Raw genomic sequence first — 14632 nt, forward strand, 5'->3', positions numbered from 1 at the left:
CTGCCTGGCTATTTGGCGTAGATGGCCTCGATCTCGTTCGCGTAGTCCTTCGCCACCACGTTCCGCTTGAGCTTCAGCGACGGGGTGAGGTGGCCCGACTCCTCCGTGAACTGGGAGGACAGAATGCGGAACTTCCGCACCGATTCCGCCTTCGACACCGCGGCGTTGCCGTCGTCGACCGCCGCCTGGATCGCCGCGTTCAGATCCGGGTCGTCCTTCAGCGACGCCGCGGTGGAGCCCGCCGGCTTGCCGTGCTCCTCGGCCCAACGGCCCAGGAACTCCTCGTCGATGGTCACCAGCGCGCCCACGAACGGCCGCCCGTCGCCCACCACCATGCACTCCGCGACCAGCGCGTGCGCCCGGATCCGGTCCTCGATCACCGCCGGGGCCACGTTCTTGCCGCCCGCCGTGACGATGATCTCCTTCTTGCGGCCGGTGATCCTGAGGTAGCCGTCCTCGTCCAGGGTGCCGATGTCACCGGTGTGGAACCAGCCGTCGGCCAGCGCCTCGGCCGTCGCGCCCGGGTTGTTCCAGTACTCCTTGAACAGGTGCTCGCCGTGCAGCAGCACCTCGCCGTCGTCCGCTATCCGCACCACCGAACCCGGCAGCGGCTGGCCGACCGTGCCGATCTTCTGCCGGTCCCACGGGTTGAACGCCGTCGCCGCACAGGACTCGGTCAGGCCGTAGCCCTCCAGCACCGTGAAGCCGATGCCCCGGAAGAAGTGGCCGAGCCGCTCGCCGAGCGGGGCGCCGCCGGAGATGGCGTACTCGCCCCGGCCGCCGAGCACCGCGCGCAGCTTGCTGTAGACCAGCTTGTCGAAGACCTTGTGCTTGACCTTCAGGCCGAACGACGGGCCGGAGGCGCTGTCCAGCGCCTTGCTGTAGGCGATCGCGGTGTCCGCCGCCTTGTCGAAGATCGCGCCCTTGCCGTCCGCCTGCGCCTTGGCGCGCGCGGAGTTGTAGACCTTCTCGAAGACGCGCGGGACACCGAGGATCAGCGTCGGCCGGAACGCGGCCAGTTCGTCCGTGAGGTTCTTGATGTCCGGGACACAGCCCAGCTTGATCGGCGCCATCATCGGCGCGACCTGCACCAGCCGCCCGAAGACGTGCGCGAGCGGCAGGAAGAGCAGCACCGAGCACTCGCCGGTACGGAAGAGGGGGCGCAGCCGCTCGACGACGTTGCCGCACTCGGCGAAGAAGCTGCGGTGGGTGAGCACACAGCCCTTGGGGCGGCCCGTCGTACCGCTCGTGTAGACGATGGTCGCCGGGTCGTCGGCGCGGGCGAGCGAGCTGCGCTCCTCCACCGTCTGGTCGGAGACGTCCTGCCCGAGCCGGCCCAGCTCCTCCACACCGCCGGCGTCGATCTGCCAGACGTGCTTGAGGGCGGGCAGCGACTCGCGCACCGACTCCACGGCCGCCGCGTGACCCGCCTGCTCCACGATGCACGCGGTCGCGCCCGAGTCGGACAGGATCCACCCCACCTGCTCCGGCGAGCTGGTCTCGTACACCGGCACGGTGACCGCGCCCGCACTCCAGATCGCGAAGTCCAGCAGTGTCCACTCGTACCGGGTGCGGGACATCAGGCCCACCCGGTCGCCCGGCTGCACCCCGGCGGCGATGAGGCCCTTGGCGGCGGTGTGCACCTCGGCCAGGAACTGCCGGGCCGTCACGTCCTGCCAGGCACCGCCGGTCTTGCGGGCGATGACGGCGACGTCGGGATGCTGCGCGGCGTTTCTGCGGACGATATCGGTCAGATTGCCGTCCGCAGGGACCTCGTACAAAGCCGGAAGGCTGAACTCGCGCAAGACTGCTGCTCCTCATAGGGCGCCGGCGCCACGACACTGTGTGATGCGACGGTGTGGTCCAAGGCTCGGGCTGATGCTCGGGCTTTCGGTGGCTGAAATCCGGAGCACGACTGGACTGCCCGGACGTTACCCGCCGGTATGGCGTTCCCGACAGGGGGTTCGAGCCAGATGTTCGCTGCGTCACACACGTTGGCGTTCCTTTTGCGCACAGTAGTCCACGGCTGAACCGACCGGCGAGTAACCCCAGGCCGGACCGGCACTGTTCACGCACATCGCACACGCCTACGCTTGATCGCCATGGCATCCACACCGCCCGCAGAACCGCCCGCCGCAGACCGAGCCGCCCCGGGCCGCAGGACCCGCGTCCACGTGGTCAGCGACGTGCACGGCAACGCCCGGGACCTGGCCCGGGCCGGCGAGGGTGCCGACGCCCTGATCTGCCTGGGCGACCTCGTCCTCTTCCTCGACTACGCCGACCACTCGCGCGGCATCTTCCCCGACCTGTTCGGCAAGGAGAACGCCGACCGCATCGTCGAGCTGCGCACCGCCCGCCGCTTCGAGGAGGCCCGGGAGTTCGGCGCCCGGCTGTGGGGCGGCATCGGCACCGACCGGGCCGCCGCCATCGAGAAGGCCGTGCGCAAGCAGTACGCCGAGATGTTCGCCGCGTTCCCCACCCCGACGTACGCCACGTACGGCAATGTCGACATGCCGCCGCTGTGGAGCGAGTACGCCCGCCCCGGCACCACGATCCTCGACGGCCAGCGGGCGGAGATCGGCGGCCGCGTCTTCGGCTTCGTCGGAGGTGGCCTGAAGACACCCATGCGGACGCCGTACGAGATCGACGACGAGGAGTACGCGGCGAAGATCGAGGCGGTCGGCGAGGTCGACGTGCTGTGCACGCACATCCCGCCGGAGGTCCCCGAACTGGTCTACGACACCGTCGCCCGCCGCTTCGAACGCGGCAGCCGCGCCCTGCTGGCCGCCATCCGCCGCACGAAACCCCGGTACGCGCTCTTCGGGCACGTCCATCAGCCGCTCGCCCGCCGGATGCGGATCGGCTCCACGGAATGCGTGAACGTGGGCCACTTCGCCGGGACGGGCAAGCCCTGGGCGCTCGAATGGTGACGGGGCGACGACCGGTGTCCCGGGGCGCGGGACGGGGTGAAGGCTGCGGACCGGTGGCGCGGTAGCCTTCACGCTGCACACACGTGCGCACGACTACCTCAGTACGGCCCGCATCTGGAGGAGCCACGGCGATGGCGGAACACACCAGCTCGACCATCACGATCGAGGCGGCCCCGGCCGACGTCATGGCGGTGATCGCCGACTTCGCCCGCTACCCGGACTGGACCGGTGAGGTGAAGGAGGCGGAGGTCCTCAAGACCGACGACCAGGGCCGCGCCGAGCAGGTCCGCCTCGTCATGGACGCCGGCGCCATCAAGGACGACCAGACCCTCGCCTACACCTGGACCGGCGGTGGCGAGGTCTCCTGGAGCCTGGTGAAGTCCCAGATGCTCCGCTCCCTGGACGGCTCCTACGTGCTGAAGCCGGCCGGTCAGGGCGCCACTGAGGTCACCTACCGGCTCACCGTCGACGTCAAGATCCCCATGCTCGGCATGATCAAGCGCAAGGCGGAGAAGGTCATCATCGACCGGGCGCTGGCCGGTCTGAAGAAGAGGGTGGAGTCGGGAGAGGCGTCAGGGGAGGCGTCGGGGGAGAAGTAGTCGCCCCGTACACCACCCGCGCACGACGGTACCGTTCACCCTCATGCGCACCATCCTGATCATGGGCCCCGGCGGCAGCGGTCGTACCACCATCGCGGCCGCGACCGCACAGCGCGCGGCGCGTGCGGGCACCCGCACGCTGCTGCTCAGCGCCGACCGCACCGACACCCCCGGCGCGGCCCTGGGCTCCCCGACAGGACCGGCCCCGCACGAGGCGGCGCCGCAGCTCACCGTCTGGCGGCCCGACGCGGCCGACCGCTTCCGCGACGATCTCACCGCCTTCCAGACCCGCGCCGCGAACGTCCTCGACCTGCTCGGCGCGTCCCGGCTGGACGCCGAGGAGGTCACCCCGCTGCCCGGCGCCGAGGAGCTGTCCTTTCTGCGCGCCCTGCGGGACGCCGCCCTCTGCGAACGCTACGACGTCCTCGTCGTCGACCTCCCGCCCCTCCCGCAGGCCCTCGCCCTGCTCGGCCTGCCCGAGGAGCTGCGCCGCTACCTGCGCCGCCTGCTCCCGCCCGAGCGGCAGGCGGCCCGCGCCCTGCGGCCGGTCCTCGGCCGGCTGGCCGGGGTGCCCATGCCCGCCGACTGGCTGTACGAGACGGCGGCCCGCTGGGACGTCGAGCTGGCCGCCGTCGAGGCCGTCCTCACCGACCGCGCGACCGCCGTACGCCTGGTCGCCGAGCCCGGTCCGGCCGGCGCCGACGCCGTCCGCACCGCCGGCCTCGGCCTCGCCCTGCGCGGCCTGCCCGTCGAGGCCCTGATCGCCCACCGCACCCTGCCCGAGACCGCGCCCGACAGCTGGCTCGCGGGACTGCTCGCCCAGCAGCGCAAGACCCTCGCCGACTGGCAGGAGCTGCCGTACGACGTCCACCCCGTCCCCCACCTGGGCCGCGACCCCCGCGGCGAGGACGACCTCGCCGCCCTCGCCGTACCGCCCGTCAACCCGGCGCCCGCCCCGGTCGGGTGGCCCGTCGGCGACCGGATCGCCGAGGACGGCGTGCTGGTCTGGCACATCCCGCTGCCCGGCGCGATACGGGACGAGCTGGACCTCATCCGGCGCGGCGACGAACTCGTGATCACCGTGGGCCCGTTCCGCCGCATCGTCCCGCTGCCCTCTGCGCTGCGCCGCTGCACCGTCGCCGGGGCCGCTCTGCGCGAGGGCGAACTGCGCATCCGGTTCGCCCCGGACCCCGACCTGTGGCCCGTCGCCGGACGGTGAACGGGCACGCCCGTTCGGGTAACGTCGTACGGGCGAACCGTAGTCAGGAGTCCGCCATGAGCGAAGAGCGCCCCGTAAGCGATCCGTACGAGGAGCCGGCGAGGGCGACCGACGCCGACGCCTGGGCCACGGCCTGCGCCGAGGACCTCGCCGCCGAGAAGGCCCGCCGCCGCGCCGAGTACGGCCCGCGGCCGGGCTCGGCCGCCGAGGAACTGAAGAAGTTCGTGGACACGGTCGCCGACAAGCTGTCCGGCCTCCAGTCCCCCCTGCTCGGCGGCCTCGCCGGACCCGGCGCCCAGCAGGTGGTACGGCAGGTCGTCCAGCAGGCCAAGGCCGCCGTCGAGCCCGTCATAGAGCGCAACCCGGACGTCTTCGACCACCTGGCCGCGGCCGGCGGCGAGCTGCTGGCCGCCTACCGCTCCGCCGTCCAGGCCCAGGAACAGCGCTGGACCGCCCGCACGGCCGAGGACCTGACCCGTGAGGGGCGCGAGGACCGCGACGGCCGGCGCGACGGGGGCGAGGGCACGGGTCCCGGGGAGCGGATCGACCTGGACTGAAGCGCTTTCCCGGCAGGGCCTCGGGTACGGTTGGCCGTAGCGGGGCTCGACCGAAACTGAGGGATTCATGGGACTCACCATCGGCGTCGACATCGGCGGCACCAAGATCGCGGCCGGCGTGGTCGACGAGGAAGGCAACATCCTCTCGACCCACAAGGTGCCGACCCCGGGCACGCCCGAGGCGATCGTGGACGCCATCGCCTCGGCCGTGGAGGGCGCGCGCGCCGGGCACGAGATCGTCGGCGTGGGCATCGGCGCGGCCGGTTACGTGAACCGGCAGCGCTCGACGGTGTACTTCGCGCCGAACATCGACTGGCGCCAGGAACCGCTGAAGGAGAAGGTCGAGGCTCGCGTGGGCCTCCCGGTCGTGGTCGAGAACGACGCCAACGCCGCCGCCTGGGGCGAGTACAAGTTCGGCGCCGGCAAGGGCCACCGCAACGTCATCTGCATCACGCTCGGCACCGGCCTCGGCGGCGGCATCATCATCGGCAACAAGCTGCGCCGCGGCCACTTCGGCGTGGCCGCCGAGTTCGGCCACATCCGGATGGTCCCGGACGGCCTGCTGTGCGGCTGCGGCTCGCAGGGCTGCTGGGAGCAGTACGCCTCCGGCCGCGCCCTGGTGCGCTACGCCAAGCAGCGCGCCAACGCCACCCCGGAGAACGCGGAGCTGCTGCTCTCGCTCGGCGACGGCACCCCCGACGGCATCGAGGGCAAGCACATCTCCATGGCCGCCCGCCAGGGCGACCCGGTCGCCGTCGACTCCTACCGCGAGCTGGCCCGCTGGGCCGGCGCGGGCCTCGCCGACCTGGCCTCCCTCTTCGACCCGTCCGCCTTCATCGTCGGCGGCGGTCTCTCCGACGAGGGCGAACTGGTCCTCGACCCGATCCGCAAGTCCTACAAGCGCTGGCTGGTCGGCGGCAACTGGCGCCCGGTGGCCGACGTGATCGCGGCCCAGCTGGGCAACAAGGCGGGCCTGGTGGGCGCGGCGGACCTGGCGCGGGAGCCCGACCCGATCATGTAGCGAGGTCGTACGACTGTGTGCCCGCCGCGTCCGGTCCCGGGACGGGCGGGCATCGTCGTATGTTGATCGGTATGGCGACCAGCACGCTGCTTCCCAACTCCCGTACGGAATCCGACGGTTCCGCCGTCATCCGCGTCCTGAGCTACAACATCCGCTCGATGCGCGACGACACCGACGCCCTGGCCAGGATCATCACCGCCTGCGCCCCCGACCTGGTCCTCGTCCAGGAGGCGCCCCGCTTCTTCCGCTGGCGCAAGAAGCTCGCCCGGCTGGCCGCCGCTTCCGGCCAGGTCATCCTCACCGGCGGAGCCACCGCCGCCGGCCCGGCGATCCTCTGCTCGCTCCGGGCCACCGTCGAGCGCACGGAAGACGTCCTCCTCCCGCTCACCCCCGGCCGGCACCGGCGCGGCTTCGCCACGGCGGTGGTCCGTATCGGCAGGGCCCGCCTGGGAGTGATCAGCTGCCATCTGAGCCTGGACAAGGACGAGCGGTACGAGCAGGGCGGCATGCTCCTCGACCGCGTCGCCGGACTCGGCGTGGAGCACGCCATCGCGGGCGGTGATCTGAACGAGGGCCCGGACGGCCGCACGTTCCGCCTGCTCTCCGGCACCCTCCAGGACTGCCGGGCCGTCGCCCCCTGGGGCGGCGAGGAGACCTGGCGGTACAGCGAGCCGCACCGCCGTATCGACGCCGTCCTCGCCACGAAGGGCATCGAGGTGCTCGGCTGCGGCGTGCCCCTGGACCAGCCGGGCGTCTCCCGCGCCGACCTGATCGCGGCCACGGACCACCTCCCGGTCCTGGCCGCCCTCAGGATCCCGGCCGGCTGAAGCCCCGCTAGACGACGGCTCCGCGCCCCGGGTCGTCGTTCTCGTCGTCGTCCGTGCGCATCCGCATCACCAGCGTGGCGAAACCGCCGAGGAAGCCGCCGATGCCCAGGGTGGTCAGCCACCACGTCATGTCCCAGCCGAGCAGCACGGCCAGCAGGAGCAGGACCGGGCCGCCGACGACGCCCAGCCAGGCGAACTTGGCGGTGGTGTCCGCGGTCGGCAGCGGGGGCGGCTCCGGCGGGACGAAGTGGCCCTCGTCGTCCTCGTCGAAGTCGTCCTCTGTGGGCTCGGGCGCCGTGTAGTCGCGCGGGCCGATGCCGGGCGCGAAGGAGACCGAACTGCCCAGCGGGCGCACGGGCGGCGCCCCCGCCGACTCGTCCCGCTCGGCCGTACCGTCCTTCGCCGCGTCCTTCGCCGTGTCCTTGGCGATGTCCGGCCCGGCGTCCGTCGCCGGCAGCGCGAGGTCCTGCACCGGTTTGAAGGGCTTCGCGCCCGGCGGGTCCGGCGGCTCCTCGCCGTACCCGGCGACGATGGCCCGCCAGGCGGCGTCCTCGTCGAAGGGCACCCCCTGCTCGTCCGGCTCGCGACCCTCGCGGTCCGAGTCGTGCTCAGCCAACTGAGGCCGTCCCTTCCTCGCTGTCCTGCCCGGCGCCGTCCTGGCCGGCACCGGGTGCGAGCCGGCCGATGAAGGCGAGGCTCTCCTCGAAGATCCGGTCCGCATCCTCGTCCAACGTCGCCACGTGGTAGCTGTGTTCCAGCACGATCTCCGATACGTCCCTGGACGACACCCGGCTCAGCACCCGGGCCGAGTCGGCCGCCGGGACGACGTGGTCCTGGGCGCTGCGCAGCAGCAGCAACGGCTGGGTGACCTGGGGCAGCTCGCCGTCCAGCCGGCGCAGGAACACCCGCAGCGAGTGCGCCGCGTGCAGCGGCACCCGGTCGTAACCCAGCTCCGCCGCGCCCTCCTTGGCGATGTCGCTGGCGATGCCCCGCGTCGTCCGCACGAGATGCCGGGCCACCGGAAGGGCGTACGCCGACAGGCCGTGCACCTTGTTCGCCGGGTTGACGACCACCGCGCCCGTGACCCGCGCGCCGTGCCGGGCCGCGAGCCGCAGGGCCAGCGCACCGCCCATCGACAGGCCCGCGACGAACACCCGGGAGCAGCGCTCGGAGAGCAGACGCAGCTCGCGGTCCACCTCCGCGTACCAGTCGTGCCAGCCGGTGACCTGCATGTCCTCCCAGCGGGTGCCGTGGCCGGGCAGCAGCGGCAGCGACACGGTCAGACCGTGGGCCGCGTGGTGCTCCGCCCAGGGGCGCAGCGACTGTGGCGAGCCGGTGAAGCCGTGGCAGAGGAGAACCCCCACCTCCCCGCCCTCGTGGCGGTACGGCTCAGCTCCGGGGAGAAGTGGCATGTGCTTCACCGTACGCGACCGCACTGACACCGACCAGGGTCGTCGGGCTCTTTGACGGTCCTGAAGGGTTAAGGTCTGTTCGACGGAAACGGGAGGCACACGGGTGTTGTACGGCACGATGAAGGTCGCCATCGGAGGACCGCTGAAGGTCGCCTTCAGGCCCTGGGTGGAGGGGCTGGAGAACATCCCGGCCGAGGGGCCGGCCATCCTGGCGAGCAACCACCTGTCCTTCTCGGACTCGTTCTTCCTGCCCGCGGTCCTGGACCGCAAGGTCACCTTCATCGCCAAGGCCGAGTACTTCACCACCCCGGGCGTGAAGGGCCGGCTGACGGCGGCCTTCTTCAAGGGCGTCGGCCAGCTCCCGGTGGACCGCTCCGGGGCGCGCGGCGCCGGCGAGGCCGCGATCAAGAGCGGCATAGAGGTGCTGGAGCGCGGCGAGCTCTTCGGCATCTACCCCGAGGGCACGCGTTCGCCCGACGGCCGGCTCTACCGGGGCAAGCCCGGCGGCCTCGCGCGCGTGGCGCTGGCCACCGGCGCGCCGGTCATCCCGGTCGCCATGATCGACACGGAGAAGATCCAGCCGCCCGGCAAGGTGATGCCGAAGCTGATGCGGCCCGGCATCCGGATCGGCAAGCCGCTGGACTTCAGCCGCTATGCCGGCATGGAGCACGACCGCTTCGTACTGCGCGCCCTGACCGACGAGGTCATGTACGAGATCATGAAGCTCTCCGGCCAGGAGTACGTCGACATGTACGCGACCGCCGCCAAGCGGCAGATCGCGGAGGCGGCGAAGGCGGCCAAGGAGGCCGACAAGGCGGAGAAGGCCGAGAAGGCCGACAAGGCGGAGAAGGCCGAGAAGGCCGAGAAGAAGCCGGAGTCTCAAGGGGCTTAGCAGAGGGGCTGTGGGGGGACCGGGGGAGATGCCCAAGCGTGAACGCGAGGGAGCCGCAGGGCGCGCCGGTGGCGAGAGCCCGGGCGCGCGGAGGCCCGAAGGGTTGAGCACGGTCGGGCTCTCGCCAATGGCTGGAGCGCCCGGAGGCGGACGAGCCAGGCAAAGGGGCGTCATGCGGATGTCGGTCGAGCTGCCGCTGTGGCGCGCGCTCGCCGGTTACCGCGTCCTGACCATGCTGTACGCCATCGGCCTGTGCGCGACCGCGTACTCCCACTTCGTGCGCCCCTGGGTCGCCGTCGCCTACTACGCCGTCCTGGTCGTGTGGACCCTCGCCACCCTGCCCAGGGTGGCGAACGAGGCCGCCTGCACCAAGCGCTTCCTCGCCGCCGACCTGGCCGTCGCCCTCACCGGCATCCTGCTCACCCCGCTCGCCGACAACCACGAGCGGATCGCGACCGGCGGCCCCACCCTGCCGTCGATATGGACCGCCGGCTCGGTGCTGGCCTTCGCCATCAAGGGCGGCTGGCGCTGGGCCGCCGTCGCATCCACCGCCGTCGCCGCCGTCAACCTGGTCGAGCGCGGCCGGCCCGCCCGGGACACCGTGCACAACGTGATCCTCGTCTGGGTCGCCTCCATCGCCATCGGCTACGTCGTCGAGGTCGCCCGCGCCTCCGAGCGCACCCTGGCCCGCGCCCTGGAGATCGAGGCCGCGACCCGGGAGCGGGAGCGGCTCGCCCGGGACATCCACGACGGCGTGCTCCAGGTGCTGGCGATGGTGAAGCGCCGGGGCACGGCCCTCGGTGGCGAGGCGGCCGAGCTGGGCCGGCTGGCCGGGGAGCAGGAGGTGGCGCTGCGCACGCTGGTCTCCGGCGGCCTGGTGCCGGTGTCCCGGGTGTCGCAGGACGCGGCCGCCGGAGCCGTCGTACGGGCAGTCGAGGAGCCGGAGGACGACGGTCCCGTCGATCTGCGCTCCCTGCTCGCCCCCTATGCGTCCGGGCGGGTCAGCCTCGCCGAGCCCGGCGCCCCGGTGCCGCTGCCGGCCCTGGTGGCGCGGGAGCTGGCCGCGGCGGTCGGCGCCGCCCTGGACAATGTCCGGGTGCACGCGGGCGAGGAGGCGCGGGCCTGGATCCTGGTCGAGGACGAGCCGGACGGGATCATCGTGAGCGTCCGGGACGACGGCCCCGGCATCCCCGCGGGCCGGCTCGCCGAGGCCGAGGGCGAGGGGCGGCTCGGGGTCGCCCAGTCGATCCGGGGCCGGCTGCGCGACCTGGGCGGCAGCGCCGAGCTGAGCTCCGTCCCCGGGCAGGGCACGGAAGTCGAACTGAAGGTACCGAAGAAGGCGAAGGCAGGGCGTCGATGAGCGAGCGGCAGGACCCGATCAAGGTCATGGTGGTGGACGACCACCCCATGTGGCGCGACGCGGTCGCCCGGGACCTGGCCGAGTCCGGCTTCGAGGTGGTCGCCACCGCCGGTGACGGCGAGCAGGCCGTGCGCCGCGCCAGGGCCACCGCCCCCGACGTCCTCGTGCTGGACCTGAACCTGCCGGCCAAGCCCGGCGTCCAGGTGTGCAAGGAACTGGTCGGCCACAACCCGGCGTTGCGCGTCCTCGTGCTGTCCGCGAGCGGCGAGCACGCCGACGTCCTGGAGGCGGTGAAGTCCGGCGCGACCGGCTATCTGCTGAAGTCGGCCTCCACCGAGGAACTGCTGGACGCCGTGCGCCGTACCGCCGTCGGTGACCCGGTGTTCACGCCGGGCCTCGCCGGACTGGTCCTCGGCGAGTACCGCCGCCTGGCCTCCGAACCGGCCCCCGCCCCGGACACCGACGAACCCGGCGCACCCCGGCTGACCGACCGGGAGACCGAGGTGCTGCGGCTGGTCGCCAAGGGACTGAGCTACAAGCAGATCGCCGAACGCCTCGTCATCTCGCACCGCACGGTGCAGAACCACGTCCAGAACACCCTCGGCAAGCTCCAGCTGCACAACCGGGTCGAGCTGGTGCGCTACGCCATCGAGCGCGGCCTCGACGACGAGTGAGCCCGAACGCGGCCTGAAGTCCCCGCGAATGCCCCGGAATCACCCGTCCCGCCCCTCCCGGTGTGACCTGGGTCACCGTTAGCGTGACCAAATGTCAGGAAACCGCGGCGAAGGGACTTTTCCATGCGGGTCGGAGTACTGACCGGAGGCGGCGACTGCCCCGGGCTCAACGCCGTCATCCGGGGCATCGTCCGCAAGGGCGTGCAGGAGTACGGCTATGACTTCACCGGCTTCCGGGACGGCTGGCGGGGTCCACTGGAGGGCCGCACCGTTCACCTCGACATCCCCGCGGTGCGCGGCATCCTGCCCCGCGGCGGCACCATCCTCGGCTCCTCGCGCACCAACCCCCTCAAGGCGGAGAACGGCATCCGCCGGATCAAGGACAACCTGGCCAAGCTGGACGTCCAGGCCCTCATCGCGATCGGCGGCGAGGACACCCTGGGCGTCGCCGCGCGCCTGTCCGACGAGTACGGCGTCCCCTGCGTCGGCGTACCGAAGACCATCGACAACGACCTGTCGGCCACCGACTACACCTTCGGCTTCGACACCGCCGTCAACATCGCCACCGAGGCCATCGACCGGCTGCACACCACCGCCGAGTCCCATATGCGGGTCCTGGTCGTGGAGGTGATGGGCCGGCACGCCGGCTGGATCGCCCTGCACTCGGGCCTCGCCGGCGGCGCCAACGTCATCCTCATCCCCGAGCAGCGCTTCGACATCGAGCAGGTCTGCGCCTGGGTCACCTCGCGCTTCCGGGCGTCGTACGCGCCGATCGTGGTCGTCGCCGAGGGGGCCATGCCGAAGGACGGCGACCTGGTGCTCAAGGACGGCTCGCTGGACTCCTTCGGGCACGTCCGGCTCTCCGGGATCGGGGAGTGGCTGGCCAAGGAGATCGAGCGGCGCACCGGCAAGGAGGCACGCACCACGGTCCTCGGCCATGTCCAGCGGGGCGGCACGCCCAGCGCCTTCGACCGCTGGCTCGCCACCCGCTTCGGCCTGCACGCCATCGACTGCGTCCACGACGGCGACTTCGGCACGATGGTCGCCCTGCGCGCCACCGACATCGTCCGCGTCCCCCTCGCCGACGCCACGGCCAGACTGAAGACGGTGGACCCGAAGCGGTACGAGGAGGTCGGGGTCTTCTTCGGCTGAACGGCGCCGGAGCTGTGGGCCGGACGCCCGGCCCACAGCAGGCGTCACGGCTGCTGGAGAAGTGCTCCCTTCAGCAGTTCCGCCACGATCGCCCGGCCGTTCAGCGTCAGCACGGACTCCGGGTGGAACTGCACCGATGCGAAACGATCCGCGCGCAGCCCGTGCACCTCCCCGTTCGCCGCCCGGCTCACCTCGATCCCGTGCGCGGCCAGCTCCCGGGCCGCCTCGTCGTCGCACCGGGCCACGAAGCTGTTGTAGAACCCGACGGTCTCCTCCCGCCCGAACAGGTCCACGGTCGTCTGCGCCCCCTGGTACGGCACTTCCTTGCGGACGATCTCCAGCCCCAGCTCGGCCGCGATCAGCTCATGCCCGAGGCACACCCCGAGCACCCCGTGCCGGTGCTCCCGGAGCACGGACGCCGTCAGCTCCCGCAGGAACCGCATCTTCGGATCGGCCAGGTCGGACGGGTTGCCGGGCCCGGGGCCCAGCACGAGCGGCCCCTCGTGCGCGAGCACCGCGTCCCGCAGCCCCGGCTCGTCGTACCGCCGGACGGTCACGTCGAGGCCGCCGGAGCGCAGTACGTGCGCCAGCATCGCCGTGAAGGTGTCCTCGCCGTCGACGACCAGGGCGTGTCCGTCGAGCTCCGCGGACCGTTCCTGCATCCGCAGCCAGAAGGGGGCGAGGGCGGCCCGGCGCCCGTCGAGCGCGGCACGCACGCGTGGGTCGTCGGCGAGACGCACGCGCGCGTGCTCCTCACGCGGCCGGGACGGCCGTACCCCGAGAGCCGCCAGCACACCCGCCGCCTTCGCGTGTGTCTCCGCGACCTCGCCCGCCGGGTCCGAGCCGCGGACGAGGGTTGCGCCGACCGGGACGCGGAGCCGGCCGTCGGCATCGATGTCGGCGGTGCGGATGAGGATGGGGGAGTCGAGGGTCTGCGCGCCGCCCGAGTCCCGGCCGAGCAGCGCCAGCGCGCCCGCGTAGTACCCCCGCCCGACACCGTCCCGCCCGAGGGGCTCATACCGCTCGATCACCCGGCACGCGTTCTGCACCGGCGAGCCGGTGACGGTCGCCGCGAACATGGTCTCCCTCAGCACCTCGCGCACGTCCAGGGACGACTTCCCGCGCAGCTCGTACTCGGTGTGCGCGAGGTGGGCCATCTCCTTCAGCCGCGGTCCGACGACGACCCCGCCCATGTCGCCGACGGTGCACATCATCTTCAGCTCCTCGTCGACGACCATCGACAGCTCCTCGATCTCCTTGCCGTCGGCGAGGAAATCCAGCAGGTGCTCGGGCGTCGGGCCCTCAGCCGGATACCGGTACGTCCCGCTGATCGGGTTCATGACGACGGTCCCGCCGGACATCCGTACGTGCACCTCAGGGCTCGCGCCGACCAGCGTGCGCTCCTTGGTATGCATGACGAACGTCCAGTACGCCCCCCGCTCACCCGCCAGCAGCCGCCGGAACAGCGCGAGCGCGTCGGCCCGGCTGAACCCGGGGATCTCGCCCTCGTAGGTGCGCCGGATCACGAAGTTCGCGCCCTCGCCCCGGCCGATCTCCTCGCGCAGTACACGGCCGACGATCTCGCCGTACTCCTCGTCGTCGACGTCGAAGCCGCCGCCCTCGACCCGCACGGCGTGCGCGGGGAGCTGGGACAGCGCCCTGTCGAGCGGGATCTCGTACGACTCCTCGGGGGTGAGGACCAGCAGCGGGGTGCCGTCGTCCCGGACGTCGAAGCCGCGCTCGCGGATCTGCCGGAACGGGATGAGCGCGAGCCCCTCGTCGGGCAGGTCCGCCAGGCGGTCGCGGCGCGTGACCGGGCCGAGCAGGACCTCCACCGTGCTCTCGTCGTGGCCGGGCGTGCGGCGGCGGAGCAGGGCGAAGGGGCGATCGTCGTGGAGCAGCTGTGTCAGGTCCATGGTTCCTCTGCCAGGTACGGGAGGAACGGCCCCGGAAACACCGAAGGCCGCCCCTCGGGCGGCCTTCGCGAAG

The 14632-nt window shown here is 72.3% G+C and carries 14 protein-coding genes; 10 read left to right on the forward strand and 4 right to left on the reverse strand.

The features are described from left to right. Nucleotides 1-8: 8 nt before the first annotated feature. On the reverse strand, nucleotides 9-1805 hold the full coding sequence (locus O1G22_RS30555) for an AMP-dependent synthetase/ligase (RefSeq protein ID WP_270084262.1): 1797 nt from the start codon (nucleotides 1803-1805) through the stop codon (nucleotides 9-11). A gap of 369 nt (nucleotides 1806-2174) precedes the next feature. Here O1G22_RS30555 and O1G22_RS30560 point away from each other — a divergent pair, with 369 nt between their 5' ends. The 6 genes from O1G22_RS30560 to O1G22_RS30585 all read left to right on the forward strand — a co-directional run bounded on the left by O1G22_RS30560 (nucleotide 2175) and on the right by O1G22_RS30585 (nucleotide 7153). After that, nucleotides 2175-2930, forward strand: a complete 756-nt coding sequence (locus O1G22_RS30560) for a metallophosphoesterase family protein (protein ID WP_270086593.1) — start codon at nucleotides 2175-2177, stop codon at nucleotides 2928-2930. Nucleotides 2931-3061: 131 nt separating this feature from the next. After that, nucleotides 3062-3529 carry an SRPBCC family protein gene (locus O1G22_RS30565; RefSeq protein ID WP_270084263.1) on the forward strand — a complete coding sequence of 156 codons (468 nt, stop codon included), beginning with the start codon at nucleotides 3062-3064 and terminating at the stop codon, nucleotides 3527-3529. A gap of 43 nt (nucleotides 3530-3572) precedes the next feature. Then, the gene (locus O1G22_RS30570) at nucleotides 3573-4748 is read left to right on the forward strand and encodes an ArsA family ATPase (RefSeq protein ID WP_270084264.1); all 1176 of its coding nucleotides are present in this window, start codon (nucleotides 3573-3575) and stop codon (nucleotides 4746-4748) included. 56 nt (nucleotides 4749-4804) lie between these two features. Further along, nucleotides 4805-5305: a DUF5304 domain-containing protein gene (locus O1G22_RS30575; protein WP_270084265.1), complete on the forward strand. Its 501-nt coding sequence runs from the start codon at nucleotides 4805-4807 to the stop codon at nucleotides 5303-5305. A 67-nt stretch (nucleotides 5306-5372) separates the two neighbouring features. Further along, complete coding sequence (locus O1G22_RS30580) at nucleotides 5373-6326, forward strand: ROK family glucokinase (RefSeq protein WP_225096762.1); 954 nt, start codon at nucleotides 5373-5375, stop codon at nucleotides 6324-6326. A gap of 71 nt (nucleotides 6327-6397) precedes the next feature. Then, nucleotides 6398-7153 carry an endonuclease/exonuclease/phosphatase family protein gene (locus O1G22_RS30585; protein ID WP_270084266.1) on the forward strand — a complete coding sequence of 252 codons (756 nt, stop codon included), beginning with the start codon at nucleotides 6398-6400 and terminating at the stop codon, nucleotides 7151-7153. A gap of 7 nt (nucleotides 7154-7160) precedes the next feature. On the opposite strand, the gene O1G22_RS30590 is transcribed toward O1G22_RS30585, so the two are convergent. Both O1G22_RS30590 and O1G22_RS30595 read right to left on the reverse strand, forming a co-directional pair. Further along, nucleotides 7161-7769 (reverse strand): hypothetical protein, encoded by a 609-nt coding sequence (locus tag O1G22_RS30590; RefSeq protein ID WP_270084267.1) that lies wholly within the window; start codon nucleotides 7767-7769, stop codon nucleotides 7161-7163. Further along, a complete protein-coding gene (locus tag O1G22_RS30595) occupies nucleotides 7762-8565 on the reverse strand; it encodes an alpha/beta hydrolase (RefSeq protein ID WP_270084268.1) in 804 nt (267 codons plus the stop codon). The genes O1G22_RS30590 and O1G22_RS30595 overlap by 8 nt, the downstream gene beginning before the upstream one ends. Nucleotides 8566-8683: 118 nt before the next feature. Here O1G22_RS30595 and O1G22_RS30600 point away from each other — a divergent pair, with 118 nt between their 5' ends. From O1G22_RS30600 to O1G22_RS30615, 4 genes are all read left to right on the forward strand, one after another. Then, nucleotides 8684-9457: a lysophospholipid acyltransferase family protein gene (locus tag O1G22_RS30600; RefSeq protein ID WP_428986521.1), complete on the forward strand. Its 774-nt coding sequence runs from the start codon at nucleotides 8684-8686 to the stop codon at nucleotides 9455-9457. Nucleotides 9458-9629: 172 nt separating this feature from the next. Continuing rightward, nucleotides 9630-10817 (forward strand): MacS family sensor histidine kinase, encoded by a 1188-nt coding sequence (macS, locus tag O1G22_RS30605; protein WP_270084269.1) that lies wholly within the window; start codon nucleotides 9630-9632, stop codon nucleotides 10815-10817. Then, nucleotides 10814-11491: a response regulator gene (locus O1G22_RS30610; RefSeq protein WP_270084270.1), complete on the forward strand. Its 678-nt coding sequence runs from the start codon at nucleotides 10814-10816 to the stop codon at nucleotides 11489-11491. Before macS ends, O1G22_RS30610 begins: the two co-directional genes overlap by 4 nt. 123 nt (nucleotides 11492-11614) lie before the next feature. Further along, the gene (locus O1G22_RS30615) at nucleotides 11615-12643 is read left to right on the forward strand and encodes a 6-phosphofructokinase (protein WP_270084271.1); all 1029 of its coding nucleotides are present in this window, start codon (nucleotides 11615-11617) and stop codon (nucleotides 12641-12643) included. A gap of 44 nt (nucleotides 12644-12687) precedes the next feature. Here O1G22_RS30615 and O1G22_RS30620 read toward each other — a convergent pair whose 3' ends face one another. Beyond that, nucleotides 12688-14559: an anthranilate synthase family protein gene (locus O1G22_RS30620; RefSeq protein WP_270084272.1), complete on the reverse strand. Its 1872-nt coding sequence runs from the start codon at nucleotides 14557-14559 to the stop codon at nucleotides 12688-12690. Between the last annotated feature and the right edge of the window lie 73 nt (nucleotides 14560-14632).

This window comes from Streptomyces camelliae (assembly GCF_027625935.1).
GTDB lineage: Bacteria > Actinomycetota > Actinomycetes > Streptomycetales > Streptomycetaceae > Streptomyces > Streptomyces camelliae.

What these genes read in the sequence shown, in the direction of transcription:
- O1G22_RS30615 (WP_270084271.1), top strand. Translation starts at nt 11,615, where the DNA reads ATGCGGGTCGGAGTACTGACCGGAGGCGGCGACTGCCCCGGGCTCAAC.
- O1G22_RS30595 (WP_270084268.1), bottom strand. Translation starts at nt 8,565, where the DNA reads ATGCCACTTCTCCCCGGAGCTGAGCCGTACCGCCACGAGGGCGGGGAG.
- O1G22_RS30580 (WP_225096762.1), top strand. Translation starts at nt 5,373, where the DNA reads ATGGGACTCACCATCGGCGTCGACATCGGCGGCACCAAGATCGCGGCC.
- O1G22_RS30620 (WP_270084272.1), bottom strand. Translation starts at nt 14,559, where the DNA reads ATGGACCTGACACAGCTGCTCCACGACGATCGCCCCTTCGCCCTGCTC.
- O1G22_RS30575 (WP_270084265.1), top strand. Translation starts at nt 4,805, where the DNA reads ATGAGCGAAGAGCGCCCCGTAAGCGATCCGTACGAGGAGCCGGCGAGG.
- O1G22_RS30600 (WP_428986521.1), top strand. Translation starts at nt 8,684, where the DNA reads ATGAAGGTCGCCATCGGAGGACCGCTGAAGGTCGCCTTCAGGCCCTGG.
- O1G22_RS30585 (WP_270084266.1), top strand. Translation starts at nt 6,398, where the DNA reads ATGGCGACCAGCACGCTGCTTCCCAACTCCCGTACGGAATCCGACGGT.
- O1G22_RS30570 (WP_270084264.1), top strand. Translation starts at nt 3,573, where the DNA reads ATGCGCACCATCCTGATCATGGGCCCCGGCGGCAGCGGTCGTACCACC.
- O1G22_RS30565 (WP_270084263.1), top strand. Translation starts at nt 3,062, where the DNA reads ATGGCGGAACACACCAGCTCGACCATCACGATCGAGGCGGCCCCGGCC.
- O1G22_RS30610 (WP_270084270.1), top strand. Translation starts at nt 10,814, where the DNA reads ATGAGCGAGCGGCAGGACCCGATCAAGGTCATGGTGGTGGACGACCAC.
- macS (WP_270084269.1), top strand. Translation starts at nt 9,630, where the DNA reads ATGCGGATGTCGGTCGAGCTGCCGCTGTGGCGCGCGCTCGCCGGTTAC.